Origin of the sequence: Vibrio gelatinilyticus, assembly GCF_022836845.1 — a bacterium.
Classification (GTDB): Bacteria; Pseudomonadota; Gammaproteobacteria; order Enterobacterales; family Vibrionaceae; genus Vibrio; species Vibrio gelatinilyticus.
On the sequence record NZ_JAJNNZ010000003.1, the window covers coordinates 88,433 to 109,095 of the forward strand.

Below are 20,663 nucleotides of genomic sequence, written 5' to 3' on the forward strand. Positions count from 1 at the left end.
GGCTCAGGGAGGTAGGGGCACAGTTGAACTTATAGCGTGATCTCGGCAATAAACGCTTGATAGGGTAATAAAGTCAGGCGGCTGAGGTCGGTGACCTTATCTGGTAAGTTACCGAGCACGTGGTAGTTAAGCTGGCCCGAGTAATGTCTTTTTTGTATCTGATCGCTGAAGTTGGCGACAATCAGTAGTGTTTTTTCCCCGAAAGAACGTAAATAGGCGTAGACATCTTTATCTTGTGGATCAAGCAAGGTGTGTTTACCGTACACGATGATCTCGCCATATTCTTCACCTTTTCTTAGTTCCGCAAGTTGGCGGTAATAGTGATAGACAGAATCATGGTCAAGTAGCGCTTGGCTAGCATTGATATCAGTGTAGTTCGGGTTGAGCGGCAACCAAGGCTTTCCGGTCGTGAATCCGCCGTTATCGCTGCCATCCCAGTGCATCGGAACGCGTGCATGATCTCGAGAAAAATCGTTGAGAAAATCGATGGCCGTTTGTTCGCTAACACCCTTGTTGATCATTTTCTGATAGTGGAACTTTGCCATCAGGTCATTAAATTCATCAATGTGCGAAAAGTGCTTGTTAGTCATACCTAGCTCTTCTCCTTGATAAATATAAGGTGTGCCGCTCATCATGTGGAGTACGGTAGCCAACATTTTGGCGCTGATGATTCTGTTTGGACCTGAGTCGCAACCGTAGCGAGAAACCGCTCTTGGTTGGTCATGATTACTCCAGTAAACACTGTTCCAGCCCTTTTGATATAAGTCTTCTTGCCATCGCGACATGATCTCTTTGTACTGCACAAGGTCGAAATCTTTTTTGACGGCATTATGCTCTTCTCGGTCAATGCTGACGTGTTCAAATTGAAAGATCATGCTGATCTCATTTCTATCGGGATGCGAGTAGAAGCGACCATCTAGCGTGTTGGTGAAAGGTGTCTCGCCAACGGTTAATACATCATAGTGTTTGAGTACTTTATCGTGCATTTCGCGCAGATACTGATGACAGAGCAGGTTATTAGCCCAGTGCTCCCAACCCGCGACACCGGAGTCAAAAATAGTGGCATCTGGGAAGTCCGATGGCTTGCCAATCATGTTGATAACATCCATGCGGAAACCACCTAAACCTTTTTTCAACCAAAAATGCATCATGTCATAAACCGCTTCTCTGACTTCTGGGTTGGCCCAGTTGAGATCCGGTTGCTTGTGACTAAAGATGTGCAAATAGTATTGATTGCTTGGCTCGTCGAAGGTCCAAGCTTTAGGTTCAAAAAAAGACTCCCAGTTATTGGGCTCGCTGCCACCTTGCTTTGCGTCTTTCCAGATATACCAATCTCGTTTTGGATTATCGAGACTGCTTTTTGACTCGATGAACCACGGATGTTGGTCTGAAGTGTGATTTACAACCAAATCCATGACGATTTTAATGCCGCGCAGATCCGCTTCGTACAGAAGCTTTTCCATGTCGGTCATTGTGCCAAATTCGGGTGCTATCGAACGATAGTCGGAGATGTCGTATCCATTATCATCCATCGGAGACTTATACACTGGGCTGAGCCAAATGACGTTAGCGCCAAGCTCTTGTATATAATCAAGCTTTTCGATGATTCCGGGAATATCACCGATCCCATCACCATTTGAGTCATTAAAACTTCGCGGATAGATTTGGTAAACCACAGCGTCATGCCACCAACGCTTTTCCAGATGCTTCGTACTCATGAATGAAATTCTCCTTAGCAAGTGAGATCACGATTAACTGCTGGATCGAATTATAAGTTGAGTGTCCAGCTCGATAGATTCGTAGGGAATTTGACCAAGCGCCATGCGAGCGGCAACCTGGCCTTTTTGGAAAATAGGCTGTTCGACAGTGGTCAACCCGGCTTCCTGAGATTTGGGGATACCGTCGAAACCGACAATCTTGAGTGAATTCGACAGTTCGATATTAAGCTCGTGAGCGACCTCCATCGCGGCTAACGCTATTTTGTCACTCATGCACAATAGTACATCGACTTTTTTAGGGGCTGTTAAAGCCCCACGCAACATGGTTTTTAATGTACTGACATCAAGGTCATGTATTTGCCACACATTGTCTGGGTTAAGGGGAATATCACGTTCCTTTAGAGCTTGCACGTAGCCATCAAAACGACAACGAGAAATCGACTCGTTGCAGTTGTATAAGTTATCCATGTTGGCGAGGGACAAAGACGCAGAAGGCTCTAACCTTAGACCAAGAATCAGTACGTTATCGTGTTTTGATTCAATTGCGTGCATCGCGATGTCGTAACTGGCTCGTTGATTATCAATGTTGATCGATGGGCAGTCATCGAGTAGGAAATCGACGGTAACAATCGGTTTATGCTGACGTTGAATAAATTCGATGACACTGGAATCTGCGGGCTTACCGTAGACAATAAAACTGTCTGGAATACTTTCAACCTGAGTGTTTTGGTAGTTCTCTTTATTAGAGGGAAGCAGCAACATATTGACGTGCGCTTCATCTAGGGTATCTGAAATGCCACCCAAAAATAGAGTCGCAACCGGGTCGGTAAAACTGTAGGCAAGGCAATCTGCCAATAAAACGCCAATAACACCTGTTTTTCCTGTACGTAAACTGCGCGCGGTGATGCTCGGTCCACTATAACCAAGCATTTCACATTCAGCTAAGATCTTTTCCCTGAGTGATTTTGATAGTTGAGTAGGGCGATTAAAGGCGTTAGAAACGGTGGCCGTTGAGACACCAAGGTGTGCGGCAACGGTCTTAAGTGTTGGCTTTTTACGCACTTGAATCACCATGGTTTACTCCCTTAGAGAACGACAATATCGATCAGCGTAAGCAATATATCCAATAGAGTCTAAATCGTTTAAGTAAAAACGCGAATGGTTGTTTAATGTACATATGTATTGTTTGATGACGGTCACTTTGTTGTTAATGAAAATGGGGAAAATTTGATCTAAAACACAAGGGTTGGATGAAATTTGAGCGAAATTTCATTTTTCAATTAAGGTGGTTATAAGGGCTTAACCGTTTAAGTGTGGTTCATAATACGCAAGCCTTGAACACAATAATAAATGACACAAAGTATCTAAATACATGGAGTCTATACCGATGAAAACCTCCCTACTTTCTGGTGCTGTTGCGCTGGCTATATCCACATCTACTGCTTTTGCTGCTGATTTGAAATACACCCCCGGTGATGATGACCGGTTCAATTGGCAAAGCTATGAAGAACTAAAGAACATGGATCTTAAAGGTGAAACTGTCACGATCTTTGGTCCCTGGTTAACCGAAGATAAAGAGCTGATTGAAAGCGTTATCGCTTACTTCGAAGCTGCGACAGGAGCGACCGTGAACTATTCTGGCTCAGACTCCTTCGAGCAGCAAATTGCGATTGATGTCCAAGCTGGTAGTGCACCAAACATTGCTATCTTCCCACAACCGGGTCTTGCTGCTGATCTCGCATCAAAAGGTTTCCTAACCCCGTTAGATCCAAAGATGGGTGAATGGGTAAATGACAACTACGCTGCTGGTTCATCTTGGGTGGATTTAGGGACTTTTGCTGGTAAAGATGGCAAAGATGCACTTTATGGTTTCTTCTATAAAGTCGATTTGAAGTCGTTGGTTTGGTATATACCAGAAAACTTCGAAGATGCAGGTTATGAAGTGCCAGAATCGATGGAAGAGCTTAAAGCTCTGACAGAACAAATCGTCAAAGACGGCGAAACACCTTGGTGTGTTGGCCTGGGTTCGGGCGGAGCAACGGGCTGGCCTGCGACCGACTGGGTTGAAGATATGATGTTGCGAACACAGTCTCCAGCAGACTACGATAAGTGGACGACCAACGAGCTTAAATTTAACGATCCGAAAGTGGTTGGAGCCATCGATGAGTTTGGTTGGTTTGTCGGTAACGACAAATTTGTAGATGGCGGTTCGCGCGCGGTTGCCGCGACGGATTTCCGTGATTCGCCAAAAGGTATGTTTACATCGCCAGTGAAGTGTTACATGCATCGACAAGCGTCGTTTATTCCAAGCTTCTTTCCTGATGGCACTGAACTAGGTGAAGATGTCGACTTTTTCTACTTCCCAGCTTACGAGTCTAAAGATTTAGGTAAACCCGTTCTGGGTGCGGGCACCATGTGGAGCATTACTAAAGACTCTGAGGCCGCACGCGCATTTATGGAGTTCCTTCAGTCACCGATTGCTCACGAAATTTGGATGGCGCAATCAGGCTTCTTGACGCCACACAAAGGTGCAAATGTGGCTGCGTACGGTAATGATACACTGAAGAAACAAGGAGAAATCTTGCTTCAAGCAACAACATTCCGTTTTGATGGTTCTGATTTAATGCCGGGTAAAATTGGCGCAGGCGCATTTTGGACAGGAATGGTTGACTACAGTGGTGGAAAACCGGCTCAAGATGTCGCAGATGACATTCAAAAAACTTGGGACGCTCTAAAGTAACAAGTAAGTAGTACCTATGCTGGTGTCGTGATTGGTTATACTGATTACGATACCAGTAGTGCGCTCAGCCTACTTTTGTTGAGCGCTTGTTCTTGAGCGAGGTAGTCATGGAACAACTTTATTCCTCTTTATTTATTATGGTGTTAGGTGTAGCAGGTTGTGTGTTGTATTTCGTCGGCACTAATTGGTTACTGACCGTCATATTCCCAACTCGCAATGTCTCGAATATGAAGATGGCGCAAAACCTGCGTCGTGCCGCTTCAATTCGCCCCTGGCTGTTTTTAGGCCCGGCACTGACTTTTCTTGGTCTGTATTTGGTCTATCCAGTATTCGAATCCTTTATGCTCTCTTTACATGATCGCAACGGCGATAAATTTGTCGGTCTTAGCAACTATCTATGGTTGTTTAACGATCCAGAATTCAGAGAGTCTCTATTTAACAACCTATTGTGGCTGTTGGTTGTTCCTGCGGCGTCAACGTTTTTTGGACTTGTGATAGCAGCGATTACCGACAAGGTGAGCTGGGGAAATATCGCCAAAAGTCTCATCTTCATGCCAATGGCCATCTCGTTTATCGGTGCCTCTATCATTTGGAAGTTTGTTTACGATTATCGCGCTCCGGGCTCGGAGCAGATTGGGTTACTTAATGCGGTAGTTGAATACTTTGGTGGTAGTGCACAAGCCTGGATCACCATCCCATTTTGGAACAACTTCTTTTTGATGGTCATCCTAATTTGGATTCAGACGGGTTTTGCGATGGTGATCCTTTCTGCCGCACTTCGTGGTATTCCTGAAGAAACTGTCGAAGCGGCGGTACTCGACGGTGCAAGCGGTGTGCAAATCTTCTTTAAGATATTGATCCCTCAAATATGGGGCACTATCGCTGTGGTTTGGACCACGATAACCATTTTGGTTCTCAAGGTATTCGATATCGTATTGGCGATGACGAACGGTCAGTGGAGCTCGCAAGTGCTTGCCAATATGATGTTCGATTGGATGTTCCGTGGTGGTGGTGATTTTGGTCGAGGGGCGGCAATTGCCGTCATTATCATGGTTGCGGTTATTCCCGTGATGGTTTGGAACATGCGCCAAGCTAGCGCTCAGATGGAAGATCGATAATGGCGACGACACAGCATAATAACTCAGTTTCAGATGAGCGCAGCGCCAAGTTTAGTATGAGCAAACTTCGTCGCTCGCCACTCACTATATTGGTACACCTCTCTGTGCTTTTGATTGTCATTCTTTGGACCCTACCAACTGCGGGCTTGTTTATCTCTTCATTTAGAGATAAAGACCAGTTGGCCTTATCGGGATGGTGGACATCTTTGACCGCGTCAGAGCAAAACCTTGTTGCTAGAACCGAGGGTCCGGATAAACAGAAGCAAGAGGGTGATGTTTATGTGTTATCGGGAAAACTGCTTGTCGATGGTAAACCGGCCGATGTTAAAGCGTTTGGATTCTCATCACGAGAACCCACTCAATATGAGCCGGGTGAAAAGGCGAAAATGAAAGAAGGTACGACGTTAACCGTCACAGAGACGGGTGAATATCGCATGGCCTCAACAGAGCCATTTACCGGTAAGCGTGGAAAGCGTGTGTTTTATACCGCGGTGGTGCCGCCAAAGTTTGGTTTAGATAATTATAAAGAAGTGTTAACCGCGGAGGGCATCGGTCGCTCGTTCATCAACTCACTGACAGTAACTATACCAGCGACCGTGATCCCTATATTAATTGCGGCCTATGCGGCTTACGCATTGTCATGGATGAAAATGCCGGGAAGAAATTTGCTGATCGCCATGGTCGTCGGTTTGCTGGTTGTTCCTTTGCAAATGTCACTGATTCCATTGTTAAGGCTATACAACGATATTGGCGCTTTCTTTGGGGTGGGAGCGAAAACCTATCTGGGGATCTGGCTTGCGCATACAGGCTTTGGATTGCCCCTCGCGATTTATCTGTTACGAAACTATATCTCAAGTCTACCAAGAGAAATCATTGAATCGGCAAAAGTAGATGGCGCGACAGACTTCGAGGTATTCATGCGTATTGTATTGCCATTATCTTTCCCAGCGTTGGCATCATTTGGCATCTTCCAATTCCTTTGGGTGTGGAACGATCTACTCGTGGCGACGGTATTTTTGGGTACAGGAGAAGAGCACATGGTATTGACTGCACGTCTTCGTGAAATGCTAGGTTCAAGAGGGGGGAACTGGGAGATTTTGACCGCGTCGGCCTTTGTTTCGATTGCAGTACCATTGATGGTGTTCTTTACCTTACAACGCTATTTAGTGCGTGGGCTTCTTTCTGGTTCTGTGAAATAGCAGCGACTGGTTCAACGGTGAGATTGATTGAAAATGACAGGATTATCTTTAACAAATGTAAAAAAATCATACGGTGACACTCAGGTACTGCACGGCATTGATCTGGATATCGATCAGGGTGAATTTATCGTATTCGTTGGCCCATCAGGCTGTGGTAAATCAACACTACTGCGTATGATCGCGGGCCTTGAAGATATATCTTCTGGTGAATTGCGAATTGAAGATGCGCGCGTCAATGAACTGCCAGCGGCGATGCGTGGGATTGCGATGGTGTTTCAAACTTACGCTTTATACCCGCATATGACGGTGTACGACAATATGGCATTTGCCATGCGGATCGCGAAAGAATCCAAAGAAGCAATCCACAGTCGAGTCATGGAAGCGGCACAAATGCTTCAGTTAGAACCGTACCTTGATCGATTACCAAAGGCGCTTTCTGGAGGACAAAGGCAGCGCGTTGCGATTGGTCGTGCCATTGTCAGACAGCCTAAAGTGTTCTTGTTTGATGAACCATTATCAAATCTGGATGCTGCGCTTAGGGTACAAACTCGAATAGAAATCGCCAATCTAAAAGAAGAATTGACGCAAACCACCATGATCTATGTGACGCATGATCAGGTTGAGGCGATGACGTTAGCCGATCGGATCGTGGTGTTATCGGCAGGGCGCATTGAGCAAGTCGGCACGCCCCTAGAATTGTATACCAATCCAGCTAATGTGTTTGTGGCTCAGTTTATTGGATCTCCAGCTATGAACCTTAGCAGTGCGATCTTAGATACTGCGGGTGAAACAACTCGTGTACGAGCTGAGAGTGGTCAAGAAGTTGATCTGCCAATCGTCTCATCAAGTGCTCTGCAAGGAAGTGCGTTGCAGCTAGGTGTTCGCCCAGAGGACTACTTGATTGCAGAGGCGCAAGAGGCACTGTTGTCGGGTAAAGTTCAATTCGTTGAATCGCTAGGCGAAGTGACGTTATTGCATATTGAAGTAGAGGGACACAAAGATCCCGTGGTTGCAAAGCTGCCAGGGATTATCGATTTACACAAAGGTGAGGAAATTCATCTCAAAGCCGAGCCTGAAAAAATTCATCTCTTTGATGAAGAAGGGGTCTCTCTCAAGTACTTATAGTGTGTTGATGCCTATGAGCTAGGAAGCTCATTAGAAAATCCTCTAAAACCCTCTTTATATTGGATAATGTAAGAGGGTTTCTTTTTGCCCGAAAAGATAACGGGTTAGGATTGCGTAGGGGCTTGTGTTTCTAGCCCGAAAGGTAACCTTCGATACAGTGCGGGTGTTTTGGCTACATTTGGGCCTTGATTTGGCTGCTTCCAATCGAGCAACATGATCGCTAACACGTTGCGATGTTCACCATAAGCAAAATCAAAATCACCAGATACTGAAGGGATCATGCCGTATTTGCGGTCTATAGCATTTCTAATCACCTCCTGACTGCGCTTGACCACAGGGTCATCTTCCAGCCCGGCGAGTAGAAAAGTTAAGCCAACCTCAGCAATCACGTCTTCTTTGGTGTACTTAACAATGTCGTCAATGTGTGTGCGAAAGTAGTCGTAGATCCATTGATGATCGCTTTCTTTTATCGTTTTTTGATAGTAACCAGAATCAGCCAGTATGATATGAGTCATACCGTATAACTTGTTCGAGAACTGCTGGGTGGAAAGTCGGTAATCTTCGCGTTCGGGGTATGCCTCTTGAAAGGCTTGCGTAAATTCTGAGACTAAATCTTCCTCACCAATTTGTTTTAGCCAATACGCCTGGTTTGCCAGTTGGGCTGCCCAAGCTTTGATCATAGTTTTATCGGTAAGCACAGTTTTGAAGTCGTAAGTGTTTAACACTTCGCGTAAAGCAGCATCTTTTTTATGTTTTAGGCCGTATTCATTCAGTCTGGCTACATAGCGCAGTAGATCAAGTCCCATAAAGAAGTATTTAGGGTCGTGTTTGGTAGCGGCATGGCGTCGCCGGCTGCGCTCGTCTCGCGCTTTACTATATCCATCTAGGCGCTTCATTGAGTAGGCCAAAATTGCTTTTTCATCGTCTATTAATGACGATAGGTGATTGAGTTGGCTGGCGATATACGCCATGTCTGTCCAGATAGCGAAATGATATTTTGGATCTTGGGTTTGGCGAAACATGCGAAGACCAAAGTGGCCCGTCTTATACGGCGACAATGTGTAAAGACGAGACTCATACGTTTCTTTTACCGTCTCTGCTGCGACGTAGTTTTGAGGTGTGGATTTTGAGCGGGTTAACTCAACCACACCAGCACCAGTTATTAGCAATATACTTGCAGCTATGCCTATCATTCCCTTGCGGACACGCATGTCTATACCTTGATGATTATTTAGAAAATAATCCATTATTAATTATTATTGATGGGTGTTTGTTATGCGTGAGTAAACTTTATTGATGAGTGTTATGGTTGTGTTAGGTGTTTATATCCTGGATGAGAACTGGGGCATAATATTAACATAAACCGCCTTGATAATAGTGAGTAAACTGGCTAGTTTTTAATTGTGCTAGGTTATTAAATGAAAGCCAAGCATAGTAGGAAAGTATAGTTATATGGAGATAAACTGTGAGAAAAATATTATCAATTATGTCATTGCTTACTCTGTCTTTTTCTATCAATGCGGAAGAGGGAGGTGCTCCAGGCACTATATGTTTAAATGACTCAGGGCTGGTTGTTACGACTCACCTGCAAGTTTGTCCATCGGGAATGACAAAGCTCGGTGGTTAAGTAAATAAATTTATAAATCCATGAAAATAAAGTCAGCCTTATAAGGCTGATTTTATTTATATGCTGGATAACCCCTGCCACATTGCCGTTATGCCACTAAGTGAGCACAAGATTAATGCACCCATTCGAATTACATTTTTTGGTAAAGATTGAGTCGTAACTCTAGCAACTTTATAACCCAAATAAGCTGCCGGTATCAATGGAACGGTTATCCATAGATGATGTGTATTTAGAAAGCCAACAGGGATTTGCATCATTAACGAAATCAAAGAGCTGAACACAAAGAATGCCGATAAGTTGCCCCTTAATTGATTGGCTTCCTGGTGTTGTAGAAGTAGTGCCATAGGCGGCCCGCCTATTCCGGAACTCGTGCCGAAAAACCCCGAAAAAAATCCAGCGACGCACATGCGCCGGGCTGTAGGCTCTACTCGAAAGGGCAATAGGCTAACGGTGACAGCAAACAGAACCAATATACCTAACCACAATGACAGTAACTGAGTCGACACATATACAAGCAATGCAGCACCGGCTATAGAACCAGGAATTCGGCCTATCATCGCCATTTTAAGACCACCAAGAGCAATGCTACTGCGATGCTTTAATGCATTAAGTATCGAGATAAATAAGGCAACAAGGCATATGGGAGCGGGGACGTAATCAGGGGATATAAGGAAGAGCAGAGGCGCCGCTACGATGGCGAGCCCGAAACCAATGGCAGTTTGAACAAATGAACCGATAAAAATAAGGAGCATTGCAATCAATGCTGTTTCGCTAAACCACTGTGAAATCATGTTTCTTCCTTAAAACAAAAGGTGGGAGCAACCCACCTTTGCTATTTTACTGAGTTTCAATTGATTGGCTAGATATTACCTATTAATTCACTAAGTTATTAAATAGGTGTCAAGCCAGCGCAGGCGTGGGCCTAACCACAGGTTTATCGTTGATTGGCAGATGAATTAATGCGGCAATAAAGGCCAGAGCAACAGTCGACCACCAAATAGGATCGTACGATCCATAGTGATCGTAGATCCGTCCGCCAACCCATGCCCCAAGGAAGCTACCCAACTGATGGGTAAAAAACACCAGGCCATACAGAGTCGAGAGGTATTTTGCTCCAAAAATCTGTCTGACTAGCCCTGATGTCAATGGTACGGTTCCCAGCCAGCAAAAGCCGATTGCTGCGCCAAATAGAGAGGCTGTACCTTCAGTAATGGGAAGCGTCACAAAACCAGCAATGACGATTGTTCTCACCAAATACAATGCAGACATGACGTGTCTTTTATTGAATTTGTCTCCCATTACTCCCCAGAAGTACGATCCAAAAATATTAAAGATCCCAACGTAGGCCAGTGCCATCGCGGCAACTTGTGCAGATAAGTGTTTGTCCGCTAGGTAACTTGGCAGGTGTGTGGCAATGAACATTACATGGAAGCCACAAACAAAGAATCCAGCGTGGATTAGCCAGTACCCTTTATGCCTAAAGGCTTCTGCGAGTGCTTGCTTTAAAGTGAAATCATCGTTGTTTTCCTGAGCCTGTGGCGAGTTTGAAGGCGTGTTTCTGGTAAACGACGCAAAGGCAATCATTAAGGTACAGAGCAGCGCAAAGACTTGCAGTGCTTGTTGCCAGTTAAACTCTGCCAATAGCCATTGTGCACCAGGGATGACAGCAAACATACCAAAAGAGCCTGCAGCTGTGGTCAGTCCAAAGGCTTTAGCGGCGTGCTGAGCAGGAACCACCTTAGCAACAGAGCCTAAAATGATCACGTAACTAGTGGCGCTAAGCCCCAACCCGACCAATGCGCCCAATGAGAAATACAGTGTACTTGGCAGCGTTGCAATAGAAGTTAGGTAGAGCCCTAACGCATAGGCTACGGCCCCAATGGAAATGATTCGCTTTGCGCCCCATTTATCCGCGGCCATTCCAACAAACGGTTGATAAACACCAAATAAAAGGTTTTGCAGCGCGATTGCTAAGCTAAAAAATTCGCGCCCAGTACCAAAATGATCAGAAATGGGCATCATGAAGATACCAAAAGATTGGCGTACACCTAGGCTAATGATAAGGATAGCGATTCCTATCCATACAAGCGGTGGAAAACGAAAAATACTCATAAAATTCTTAGTGGTTATGGTTATGGTTATGGTTATGGTTATGGTTATGGTTATGAGACGCCTGGCCATCACTATTTTGTTGATGGCAACCAGCGCTAACCGCATGGCTAGATAAAAGCGCCACAAGGCGGCTGTTATTATTGACCAGCGTTAGTGTCAGTATCAGCAGTAACGACATTCGTAGTAGCTGACATGGCAAGTTTTGGGAGGTAAACAAAAACATACGAGTTTGGGGGATAAAAAAGGAGCGCCGATAATAAAGAGGGATGGGCTGTGCAACAAATGAATTTTACGACAGTATATCTATGCATTTTACGCATAGATTTGGCTAGGATGGCTCTGAAAAAAATAGGGAGTGTTACCACTCCCAAAAGTCAGCAACAAATTGGAGTATAAAAGAAGGTGTTGCTGTCCCTACAAAACTTACTCTGTTCCCTCCATCCCAATAAGCAGCATGTCTGCGGCTACCGCACCTGTACTAATTGCAATTCCGGCAACGAGAAGTACAGCCGCGTATTTGCAGGCAATAATGAGAAGTCCTAAAGTATTAATAACTTTTTCCATGGTACACCTCTATTCATTGCAGATTAATGTTAAATCTCAGACCATTTTAACCGGATGGTTATTTAAATTTGCGACCCGATAGGCTCTATTCAAATCGAGTTTATTTGATTGTCGAAAAAAGCGACGGTGACGATTTCTTACAAAGTTTTACAAGTTTTCTGGTGACTCAGGTCAAAGGTGATATGTTGTTTAGTAGGGGCGGGGTGTATGTAATATAAATTGGGTGAAAATTCGCCTCAGGGGATTGTTTTTACCTGTTTAGAGAGCGTAAGTAGCAGGGTCATCGCTCAATGAGATCACCCTGCTACTTACTTATGACTGAAGGTTATTGCGTTTTAAGGTTGTTGGCGCGTTGGCGCGAGAACAATCTCTCGAATACAAACATCTTGTGGCTGCTGATAAGCGAACTCAACGGCTCTTGCAACGTCGTCTGCGGCTAATACTCCACCCATCTCTTGTTTCCAGTCTTGATAGCTGTCTTTGATCTCTTGTGATGTGGTGTGAGAAAGTAATTCAGTCTCAACCGCACCCGGTGCGATGGTCACAACACGTACATTACTGGCGGCAACTTCCTCTCTGACATTTTCAGAAATCGCATGTACCGCAAATTTGGTCCCGCAGTACGCAGCATGATTACCAAAAGTTTTACGCCCGGCGATGGAACTAATGTTGATAATCGTACCGTGGTTACGTGCTTTCATTGGGGCAAGGACAGCTTGCATACCATTAAGCAGTCCTATGACGTTAACATCGAACATCGATTGCCATTCACTAGAATTTTGCTGATCGATTTGACCTAACAACATGACCCCTGCGTTGTTGATGATTGCATCTGCTGGGCCGTACATCGATTCAGCTTTGTTGATTGCGGCTGTAAATGACGCTTTGTCGGTGATATCAACATGCTCACACAGCGTATTGGGAAGGTTGAGGGCCGTGAGCTTTTCTACGCGTCTCGCAATTAATAATAATGGATGTCCAGCTTCACTAAGTCGACGTGCAATCGCTTCGCCAATGCCAGAACTTGCACCTGTAATAACGATTAGGGATTTCATGTTTTCTACCTCTTAATGATATCGAGTCAGGATGACTGTTTGATGAAACCATTATAGTTTGCGCTGTATTGTTGATATATATCGTTCTAATTGATTCAGTGTTGCCATATAACAACAATAAATTGAGAGATTTATCATTTTCTATACTGTCAGAATAGATTCAGGATAATGTCGTTGGCAGGTGAGAAATTAGTGTCTACACTGCTTGCCATTGTCAGAGAGGTGGTTGGTTGATGTACAGGTTTCTTTTGTTGATTATTTCAACATTGTTGTTGATGACTTATAGCGCGGTGAGTCGAGGCGAGATGATGAGCATTGTCCCACAGGCCCATATCGATCGCGTAGAAGTTAAGAAATCGTCACGTCGAATGTACTTAATGGATGGCAACGAAGTTATACGCGAGTATCGAATCGCATTGGGTAAAAATCCGAAAGGGCATAAGGTTCAGGAAGGCGACAACCGCACTCCAGAAGGGAAGTATTATTTAGATTTTGTGATGGACGATTCTAGTTTTTATCGTTCTATGCACGTCAGCTATCCTAATCTTCGAGATAGAAAACGAGCCGAAGTGCTCGAGGTCAACCCGGGTGGCAACATCAAAATTCATGGCCTGAAGAATGGTAATGTCAAAGACCCTCGCTTTGTGCAAAGCTTCGATTGGACCAATGGCTGCATAGCCATCACAAATGATGAGATGGATGAATTCATCTCACTGGTTAGAATCGGTACTCCCATTTATATTCGTTGGTAAGGCTCGTCTGAAAATGACATAACCCCTTCGTTATCTTTACCGACGACACAGTTACTGTCACCTAGAGCAATATGATCTGATGAGCAACACACTGACCCACCATGGTGGGTCAGTGTGTTTGCAGGGTGTTGAGGTCACAAGTTGCCGCTGAGTTAACCTCTGGACGTTTTGCCTACAGATTTAGCGCTGTCCGAACCTTCAAGCCTAGCGGTGAGAATCTTTTGATTCTCAGTGGTGGTTTCTAATGATTCAGCCGTTTTATTTATCGCTGTCGCCATCTTTGACACGTTTCGGGTCGCAGAAAGAATAGTCCCTTGCATTGGACGCAAAATCAGCCAGTACGCACAGATTAAGGCGATGATAATCGCGACTACAATTACTCCCAACAACAACAGTACGTTTATTCGAACGTCGTCTGCAAACCGCTTGGTGCTGCTGGCAATGCTGTTTTGTGACTGCTCTAAAGCCCCTGGCAATGCTTGTAATGATTGCTTGGATAGCTCGGTTAGTTCATTGATATTGACAATCGTGTCCACCAACACCTGCTTTTGTTCATCATTGAGACTTTGGTTGTTGGATAACAACGTTAAAGAATGCGCCAGTTTCTCAATTGACTCGCTTGATTGATTAATCGATTGTTCAACCCCTTTTAGATCGAGTGACATATTGATGCGTATTAGCGGTTGCTCTGTTGGCTCAGGCCCTTGTGTTTCTGCCAGGGTAGGAAAAGAGATACAATAGATGATCGCCAATAAAAGAGTTGATAAACGTAGCATTTGGAGCCTTTTCAAAGTGTTAAGAGACTCTATTAAATTAGTTCAAACAGCCTCAACATACCAATAGTGTTTTTGTATGATTGCGGTGTTTAGAAAGCGGTACGGTGACGTTTCTTAATTTCCCACATTGTCGGGTTTGCTCGCTTCCAATCATTGACAAACCGATGACTTCCCTGGGTAAGAGGGCATCAAGGTAAAGCTGCTCAATCACCCACAAAGCAAGGTGATATTGGGAGGTGAAATTGTCGGTAAAAAGGAGCTTGGTACACCTCTTTTTGTGTGACAAAAGATTGACGCAATACAGTGGCTGTTCGCACACTTCAATGTATGGGAACACAAAATAATGAGACCCTTATTCCACCAATCAATTCCCTGTGACGAGAAAATGTATAACAAATGGTCAACAAAATGACTTTTCATATGGATTAAATCATATATATTAATAGTTCACCATGTTGTAACCAATTGTTTCTCTGCAAATTATTATCGTGGTATTCGCAGCTGACATGGACGATTAAAAACGCGCTTTTTGTTATACAAAAAGTGGGTAAAATGGAGTGGCCATGGTTTCAAAAACGCCCGCAATATTGGCGATATTACTGATAAGCTTGTCAACCATAGTGATGGCGGAAGGCATTACTGTCCAAGATAAACCTGCGCAAGACCGTACTGCTGAAGAGCAACAGACCGTTAACGATACGTCTGCCCAACAAGTTCAAACCAAGAAGCACCCACTAGAAGGTAACTTTGATATTACCTTTGCAGGCTGGTCTGAACATCTCACTTCAACCGGGCGAAACCAGGATAACTATATATTCGGACTTCGCTACAAGAACTTAGAAGCTTTTACGTTGCACAATAGCTTCGAAACTCGTTCGTATATTCTTGCTTATCATGCTCAGTTGGATTGGAAATCATGGGTAAAAGTTGGTGTGCGTGTTGGCGGCATAACTGGCTATACCAAAGAAGAAAATGCCGTCCAAGCAGGTGGTGTGACTCCTTTGTTTGCGCCTACACTCACACTGCATTACCAAAAGTTGGGCTTTGAAACCGCGCTGTTTACTGATGTGATTATTTTTTCAATGAAATTAATGCTTTAGTAAACTAAGGTGAATTTAAATAACCCAACTAATTCTATGGTTGTTGGGGTGACCTCTCATTCCACAGTTTTGTGTGGCGACAATGTGAGTAATTACTGATAGTTTGCTTGAAATATTTGAATGTGATTGGATAAAACATGAGAAGCTGGATCTTTTTATTTGCGTGTATCGCAGTGACCGTTTGGATGGCATTTGATTCCGGAAAAGTGGAGCAATGGTCACAAGGCGACTGGCAGGTAACTTTACCGACTCTTGAAGATCTTGGCATTTTTGCAAGTCAGGGTTTTTACTACCTGGCCATTTTAATCGGTCTGGTATACGTAGGCCGAAAATTCAGAGCAAAGAAAAAAGCAGAGTTCAAATTGTTCAAATAGTTAATGATGACATTAAGAGGCGAGTGATTTTTATCACTCGCTTTTTTTATGCCCCTAGAAATCGTCAGTTGAACAGTAAATAACCAGCGGGTGAATGGCGTCACAGATGCAATAGCAGTGTTTGGTTAGTATTAAAGAAATCATCAAAAAGGATTTCGGCATGCAAATAGGTATCGATCTAGGCGGCACAAAAATAGAAGTCATTGCGTTAAGTGATGCTGGTGAGGAATTGTTTCGCAAACGAGTGGCGACTCCCCAAGGCAGCTACTCTGACACGGTAGATGCAATTGTTACTTTGGTGCTGGATGCCGAAGAAGCGACGAACTCAACGGGGTCGGTTGGTGTTGGGATCCCTGGAACCATTTCTCCCAAAAAGGGGGTTGTCAAGAATGCCAATTCTACCTGGTTAAATGGCAAACCCATTGACAAGGATCTTTGCGCCAAGCTCGATCGTCATGTTGCAGTCGCGAATGATGCCAACTGCATGGCCTTATCAGAAGCAGTTGATGGTTCTGGCAAAGGTTATCAGTCAGTGTTTGCCATTATCATTGGAACCGGCTGTGGCGCTGGTATTGCCATCAATAGTCAGGTACACAGTGGTGGCAATGGTATAGGCGGCGAGTGGGGACATAACCCTTTACCGTGGCAGGATCAAAAAGATCGTGAACATATTGAGGCAGTGCCTTGTTATTGCGGACAAAAAGGCTGCATTGAAACGTTTGTGTCAGGCACAGGCTTATGCCATACCTATCGACTCATGTCGGGAGAGCATCGCAAAGGCCATGAAATCGTCACGCTGGCAGAGCAAGGTGATGAAGCGGCTTTGGCCGCTTTGCAGTTATTTGAACAAAGACTGGGCAAAGCAATAGCAAGTATCGTCAATGTGCTGGATCCTGATGTAATCGTGCTTGCTGGCGGTGCATCAAATATTGACCGTATTTACAAAGCCCTGCCAAAGGCGATAGAAGCCTACACATTTGGCGGCGAGTTTGATACTCCTGTTGTAAAAGCAATACATGGTGATTCTAGTGGCGTGCGAGGTGCCGCTTGGCTTGGTGCTGGTTTAAAAGAAATCTAATGGACAGAAATAAGTGAAGATATGTTGTGGTAGCTGTCGGCAATTTGTTCGACAACCTGCGCAAGAAAAGGATTTGTGCAGTGCCTGGGGCAATCCCACATCGATGGAACGTCAAGCCTGCGACTATTGGATGCCGAAGGGGCGACTATATAAAGAGTCTGCTCCATCTAAATCCACAAAGCCTTGATAAAAGCATGATGACGTAGATCTGTTCGCAAAAATAAGGCTGAGCTAGGAATAGTGGCTGTGACCTGTCTTACCATAGCCACCATCTTTATGGATGTCTTTGAAGGTACACTCCGCAATGAGTAATGATGACGCAATACGATTACAACTTTTCCACCGCGAGCATGGCTCCAAATCTCTTTATCCCATCTTTCAACTCAGTCCCAATGAGCTGCACAGCAATGACTACCAACACTGGCTTAGTGAAAAGCGTGCATTGGTGTTGGGCGATATTGAAGATTGCCATTGGATCAAAAGCTGCAGCGGGGGTTACGTTACCGAGGTGATCTTCCATCGTGACGGGCGACTGACTGAATACCGACTGTTCGACCGTTTTGAAACACAGGGCAATTGGAAGCTCGACAATGGGATCCTCAAAGCTGAAATTATCAAAGCGGAAAACCGCTACACGTTCAATGTTATTGGCAATGCCAATATCAACATTCATTCAGCCGTCGAGTTGAAAAATAATGAACTACATTCGTATCTGAAGCTGGCTCAGGTGAAGGGGTAGATGATGCATCAATGGGTAGTCGAGACACAGAAGGCTCTCGCTCCGTTAGCGAACGCCGAAAACGCCAGCTTTATGAAATCGTACATGCGAGGTCAGTTTGAGTTCTATGGCATTCAGTCGGGGCCAAGACGAGAAGCCATGAAGCACTTATTTACTCACGCTCAGTTACCAGAAGTGGATGAACTGTCATTAGTGATTGATGAGCTGTGGTCTTTGCCACAGCGTGAGTTTCAAATGGTTGCTGTCGATCTGCTTATTAAGATGAAGAAAAAGTTGCCAGTCACTATGTTGGCAGATCTGCAAGGCTGGATCACCACTAAATCGTGGTGGGATACCGTGGATATGTTGGCCACTCATATTGCCGGTGGTTTCTATCTCAGATACCCGAATGAGACGATGAAATACATCGCATTATGGCGTGTTAAAGACAATATTTGGTTGCGACGAACGACCTTGCTATATCAATTAAAGTACAAAGAAAATACCGACGTGCCTTTGCTATTTTCTCTCATTAAAGATAACAAAAGTGATAGTGAGTTTTTCATTCAGAAAGCGATTGGCTGGGTGCTCAGAGAATATTCCAAAACCGACGCAGAGGCGGTCATTGCGTTTATCGAAACCGAGAAACTGCAAGGCTTAGCCAAGCGAGAAGGGTTAAAGTGGCTAAAAAGCCAAGGTCATATCCCTTCATCGCCTTAACAATCATAGCGAAGCTAACTGGCACTATCGATTACGTATCAGATAGCGCCAGAAAAGTGAGGTCAGTGTGTCGAAACGGTGAGCAAACGCCAATCGATGGTGGCACGTGACTTTTGCATTCTACAACCATTACAGTAATAGCTGACATTGCCACACGCTTTCAAAGATTCAAGCTGCTCTCCACAATCAGAACAAAAAGGCGTTTTGCGAAATTTTGTGTTGCATTGATTACAGGTATTGCCTGTTTCTTGCGGAATTTCAACGTTGCAGTCAGGGCAGATTAGAGCTGCATTATTCATATTGCCTCCTTTGATTGTCAGGGCTCATGCCCTGGTGATTGGATTAATATTTCTGGATCACTTTAAAGTGAGCGTAATAGGTGTCCGCCGTCTACTGGCGTACAAGTTCCTGTGATAAAACTTGATGCATCGCTCGCTAGAAACATGAACATCCCATCGAGATCTGAGAGCTTACCTTCCCGGCCCAGGGGCGGTAGGTCGGTAAACACGTTGTTGCCATTATCATCATATTCAGCCTCCGTCATCTCGGTGTGGAATGTGCCCGGGCTGATGGCATTCACTCGAATACCGTGCTCTGCTACTTCAAGTGCCAGGTTTTTGGTTAATGAAAGTAATGCGGTTTTTGACATCGCGTAGCTTGAAATGCCAGCAGCATGGCCATGAGCCGCAATAGAGATTAGGTTGATAATGCTGCCTTGCTTACCTTGTGCAATCAGTCGATCGCATGCGGTTTTGGAAACGCGCCATGCGCCTTTGAAGTTCACGTCAAAAACGCGGTCCATGTCTTCTTCACATGTATCGCTCACCGCCTGAAACTCACCACTGATGCCAGCGTTGTTGATGATAATATCGGGTGTACCGAATTGAGAGTGGGCAAGTTCAAAAGCACTGTGCACTGATGCTGCGTCGCGAACATCCATTTCAACGGCATAGGCTTTTGCGCCTTGCTGATGAAGTTCTGTTACCAAAGCATCAAGTCGCTCGATTCTTCGCGCGGCCACAATCACATTGCACCCAGCTAAGGCGAATGTTTTCGCGATATGAGCGCCAATACCACTCGATGCTCCGGTTATTAGTGCCGTCTTTCCTTTCAGACTAAATAGATTTTGCATGTTGTTTTCACTTTCCTTAGTGACTGATTGCAAAAAGTCACGGATATTGATTGTGTATCACCTGGCATGAAACGCTTGGCAATACGCAGCTTTTCAATTTACTGTTGGTGGAATACCACATTATTTTCTCAATACGTAGGCTGAACAAGTAACATACTGTATCGGCCTATCTCACTAATCTTTCTCTCTTCTGTGCTGGTAAAATTGGCTACAGCGCTTAAAATGCAGATTCAATTTAAAAGCTAACTAGAGCGACCTTCCTATGCTTCGTGATTACACTTTCAACTGTCTTGTTACAATGCCACGCCAAGAACTCGAAGAGTTTAGCGTTCGAATGATCAGTAAAATGGTGCCAGAAGATGTGATGAGCGAACTGTTCACTTTTGAGCATGAGGAAGTAGATAGCGAAGAACGTATGATGTCGGCAAGGCTGGATGCGAGTTTGCGTATGACGGCGATTGCCTTAAGCGAAATCCAACAAGCATTCGATGAATCTGAGAATGCGAAACAAAACAGTGAAAGAATGACACGACTTGTGCTTTGGCACTTTTATGCCATTTCTTTTAATCTGGAGCAGGCGATCACCCTAGAAACGCATTGTGAGCAGGTAGAAAAGTTGTTGGTCAACCCTCCGGCCGATGCCTTTGGCTGGGTGAAAATACTCACCGATTTATTGCACACTTACGCGAGCATTAACGCAAAGCAAAACTCACAAGAATCGTAAACTCGAATGCTACTTAAGGCTATGATAGCCT

General features: G+C 44.6%; 22 protein-coding genes. 12 read left to right on the plus strand and 10 right to left on the minus strand.

The window, feature by feature from the left end; translation table 11 throughout:
- Positions 1-29 precede the first annotated feature (29 nt).
- Positions 30-1,718: a glycoside hydrolase family 13 protein gene (locus LNL84_RS04590; RefSeq protein ID WP_244355498.1), complete on the minus strand. Its 1,689-nt coding sequence runs from the start codon at positions 1,716-1,718 to the stop codon at positions 30-32.
- A 33-nt stretch (positions 1,719-1,751) separates the two neighbouring features.
- A complete protein-coding gene (locus tag LNL84_RS04595) occupies positions 1,752-2,792 on the minus strand; it encodes a LacI family DNA-binding transcriptional regulator (RefSeq protein WP_244355499.1) in 1,041 nt (346 codons plus the stop codon).
- Positions 2,793-3,105: 313 nt separating this feature from the next.
- Between LNL84_RS04595 and LNL84_RS04600 the strand changes: the two genes are divergently transcribed.
- The 4 genes from LNL84_RS04600 (at position 3,106) to LNL84_RS04615 (ending at position 7,900) form a co-directional block, all read left to right on the plus strand.
- Positions 3,106-4,458 carry an ABC transporter substrate-binding protein gene (locus LNL84_RS04600; protein ID WP_244355500.1) on the plus strand — a complete coding sequence of 451 codons (1,353 nt, stop codon included), beginning with the start codon at positions 3,106-3,108 and terminating at the stop codon, positions 4,456-4,458.
- Between the two features lie 107 nt (positions 4,459-4,565).
- Positions 4,566-5,576: a carbohydrate ABC transporter permease gene (locus LNL84_RS04605; RefSeq protein ID WP_244355501.1), complete on the plus strand. Its 1,011-nt coding sequence runs from the start codon at positions 4,566-4,568 to the stop codon at positions 5,574-5,576.
- The gene (locus LNL84_RS04610; protein ID WP_244355502.1) at positions 5,576-6,775 is read left to right on the plus strand and encodes a carbohydrate ABC transporter permease; all 1,200 of its coding nucleotides are present in this window, start codon (positions 5,576-5,578) and stop codon (positions 6,773-6,775) included. The genes LNL84_RS04605 and LNL84_RS04610 overlap by 1 nt, the downstream gene beginning before the upstream one ends.
- Before the next feature lie 33 nt (positions 6,776-6,808).
- The gene (locus LNL84_RS04615; protein WP_244355503.1) at positions 6,809-7,900 is read left to right on the plus strand and encodes an ABC transporter ATP-binding protein; all 1,092 of its coding nucleotides are present in this window, start codon (positions 6,809-6,811) and stop codon (positions 7,898-7,900) included.
- A 104-nt stretch (positions 7,901-8,004) separates the two neighbouring features.
- On the opposite strand, the gene LNL84_RS04620 is transcribed toward LNL84_RS04615, so the two are convergent.
- Positions 8,005-9,111, minus strand: coding sequence for a DUF3541 domain-containing protein (locus LNL84_RS04620; protein ID WP_425244288.1), 1,107 nt, complete (start codon positions 9,109-9,111; stop codon positions 8,005-8,007).
- Between the two features lie 254 nt (positions 9,112-9,365).
- Between LNL84_RS04620 and LNL84_RS04625 the strand changes: the two genes are divergently transcribed.
- Positions 9,366-9,527, plus strand: coding sequence for a hypothetical protein (locus tag LNL84_RS04625; RefSeq protein ID WP_244355506.1), 162 nt, complete (start codon positions 9,366-9,368; stop codon positions 9,525-9,527).
- 56 nt (positions 9,528-9,583) lie between these two features.
- On the opposite strand, the gene LNL84_RS04630 is transcribed toward LNL84_RS04625, so the two are convergent.
- The 4 genes from LNL84_RS04630 to LNL84_RS04645 form a co-directional block, all read right to left on the minus strand.
- The gene (locus LNL84_RS04630) at positions 9,584-10,318 is read right to left on the minus strand and encodes a sulfite exporter TauE/SafE family protein (RefSeq protein ID WP_244355507.1); all 735 of its coding nucleotides are present in this window, start codon (positions 10,316-10,318) and stop codon (positions 9,584-9,586) included.
- A gap of 109 nt (positions 10,319-10,427) precedes the next feature.
- Positions 10,428-11,639: an MFS transporter gene (locus tag LNL84_RS04635; RefSeq protein WP_244355509.1), complete on the minus strand. Its 1,212-nt coding sequence runs from the start codon at positions 11,637-11,639 to the stop codon at positions 10,428-10,430.
- A 423-nt stretch (positions 11,640-12,062) separates the two neighbouring features.
- The gene (locus tag LNL84_RS04640; protein WP_244355510.1) at positions 12,063-12,203 is read right to left on the minus strand and encodes a hypothetical protein; all 141 of its coding nucleotides are present in this window, start codon (positions 12,201-12,203) and stop codon (positions 12,063-12,065) included.
- Positions 12,204-12,538: 335 nt separating this feature from the next.
- Complete coding sequence (locus LNL84_RS04645; protein ID WP_244355511.1) at positions 12,539-13,258, minus strand: SDR family oxidoreductase; 720 nt, start codon at positions 13,256-13,258, stop codon at positions 12,539-12,541.
- A gap of 275 nt (positions 13,259-13,533) precedes the next feature.
- Between LNL84_RS04645 and LNL84_RS04650 the strand changes: the two genes are divergently transcribed.
- Positions 13,534-14,010: a L,D-transpeptidase family protein gene (locus LNL84_RS04650; RefSeq protein ID WP_244355871.1), complete on the plus strand. Its 477-nt coding sequence runs from the start codon at positions 13,534-13,536 to the stop codon at positions 14,008-14,010.
- A gap of 152 nt (positions 14,011-14,162) precedes the next feature.
- Here LNL84_RS04650 and LNL84_RS04655 read toward each other — a convergent pair whose 3' ends face one another.
- A complete protein-coding gene (locus LNL84_RS04655; protein WP_244355512.1) occupies positions 14,163-14,786 on the minus strand; it encodes a hypothetical protein in 624 nt (207 codons plus the stop codon).
- Positions 14,787-15,349: 563 nt separating this feature from the next.
- Here LNL84_RS04655 and LNL84_RS04660 point away from each other — a divergent pair.
- The 5 genes from LNL84_RS04660 (at position 15,350) to LNL84_RS04680 (ending at position 18,776) form a co-directional block, all read left to right on the plus strand.
- Positions 15,350-15,886, plus strand: a complete 537-nt coding sequence (locus LNL84_RS04660; protein WP_244355513.1) for a hypothetical protein — start codon at positions 15,350-15,352, stop codon at positions 15,884-15,886.
- Positions 15,887-16,023: 137 nt separating this feature from the next.
- Positions 16,024-16,260 carry a hypothetical protein gene (locus tag LNL84_RS04665; protein ID WP_244355515.1) on the plus strand — a complete coding sequence of 79 codons (237 nt, stop codon included), beginning with the start codon at positions 16,024-16,026 and terminating at the stop codon, positions 16,258-16,260.
- 160 nt (positions 16,261-16,420) lie between these two features.
- Positions 16,421-17,338, plus strand: a complete 918-nt coding sequence (gene mak, locus LNL84_RS04670) for a fructokinase (RefSeq protein ID WP_244355517.1) — start codon at positions 16,421-16,423, stop codon at positions 17,336-17,338.
- Positions 17,339-17,642: 304 nt separating this feature from the next.
- Positions 17,643-18,077 (plus strand): hypothetical protein, encoded by a 435-nt coding sequence (locus LNL84_RS04675; RefSeq protein ID WP_244355519.1) that lies wholly within the window; start codon positions 17,643-17,645, stop codon positions 18,075-18,077.
- A 3-nt stretch (positions 18,078-18,080) separates the two neighbouring features.
- A complete protein-coding gene (locus LNL84_RS04680) occupies positions 18,081-18,776 on the plus strand; it encodes a DNA alkylation repair protein (RefSeq protein WP_244355520.1) in 696 nt (231 codons plus the stop codon).
- 62 nt (positions 18,777-18,838) lie between these two features.
- On the opposite strand, the gene LNL84_RS04685 is transcribed toward LNL84_RS04680, so the two are convergent.
- The gene (locus LNL84_RS04685) at positions 18,839-19,075 is read right to left on the minus strand and encodes a YfgJ family double zinc ribbon protein (protein WP_244355522.1); all 237 of its coding nucleotides are present in this window, start codon (positions 19,073-19,075) and stop codon (positions 18,839-18,841) included.
- 62 nt (positions 19,076-19,137) lie between these two features.
- Positions 19,138-19,908: an SDR family NAD(P)-dependent oxidoreductase gene (locus LNL84_RS04690; protein ID WP_244355523.1), complete on the minus strand. Its 771-nt coding sequence runs from the start codon at positions 19,906-19,908 to the stop codon at positions 19,138-19,140.
- Positions 19,909-20,170: 262 nt separating this feature from the next.
- Between LNL84_RS04690 and LNL84_RS04695 the strand changes: the two genes are divergently transcribed.
- Positions 20,171-20,632, plus strand: a complete 462-nt coding sequence (locus LNL84_RS04695; RefSeq protein ID WP_244355524.1) for an exoribonuclease R — start codon at positions 20,171-20,173, stop codon at positions 20,630-20,632.
- The last annotated feature ends 31 nt before the right edge of the window (positions 20,633-20,663 follow it).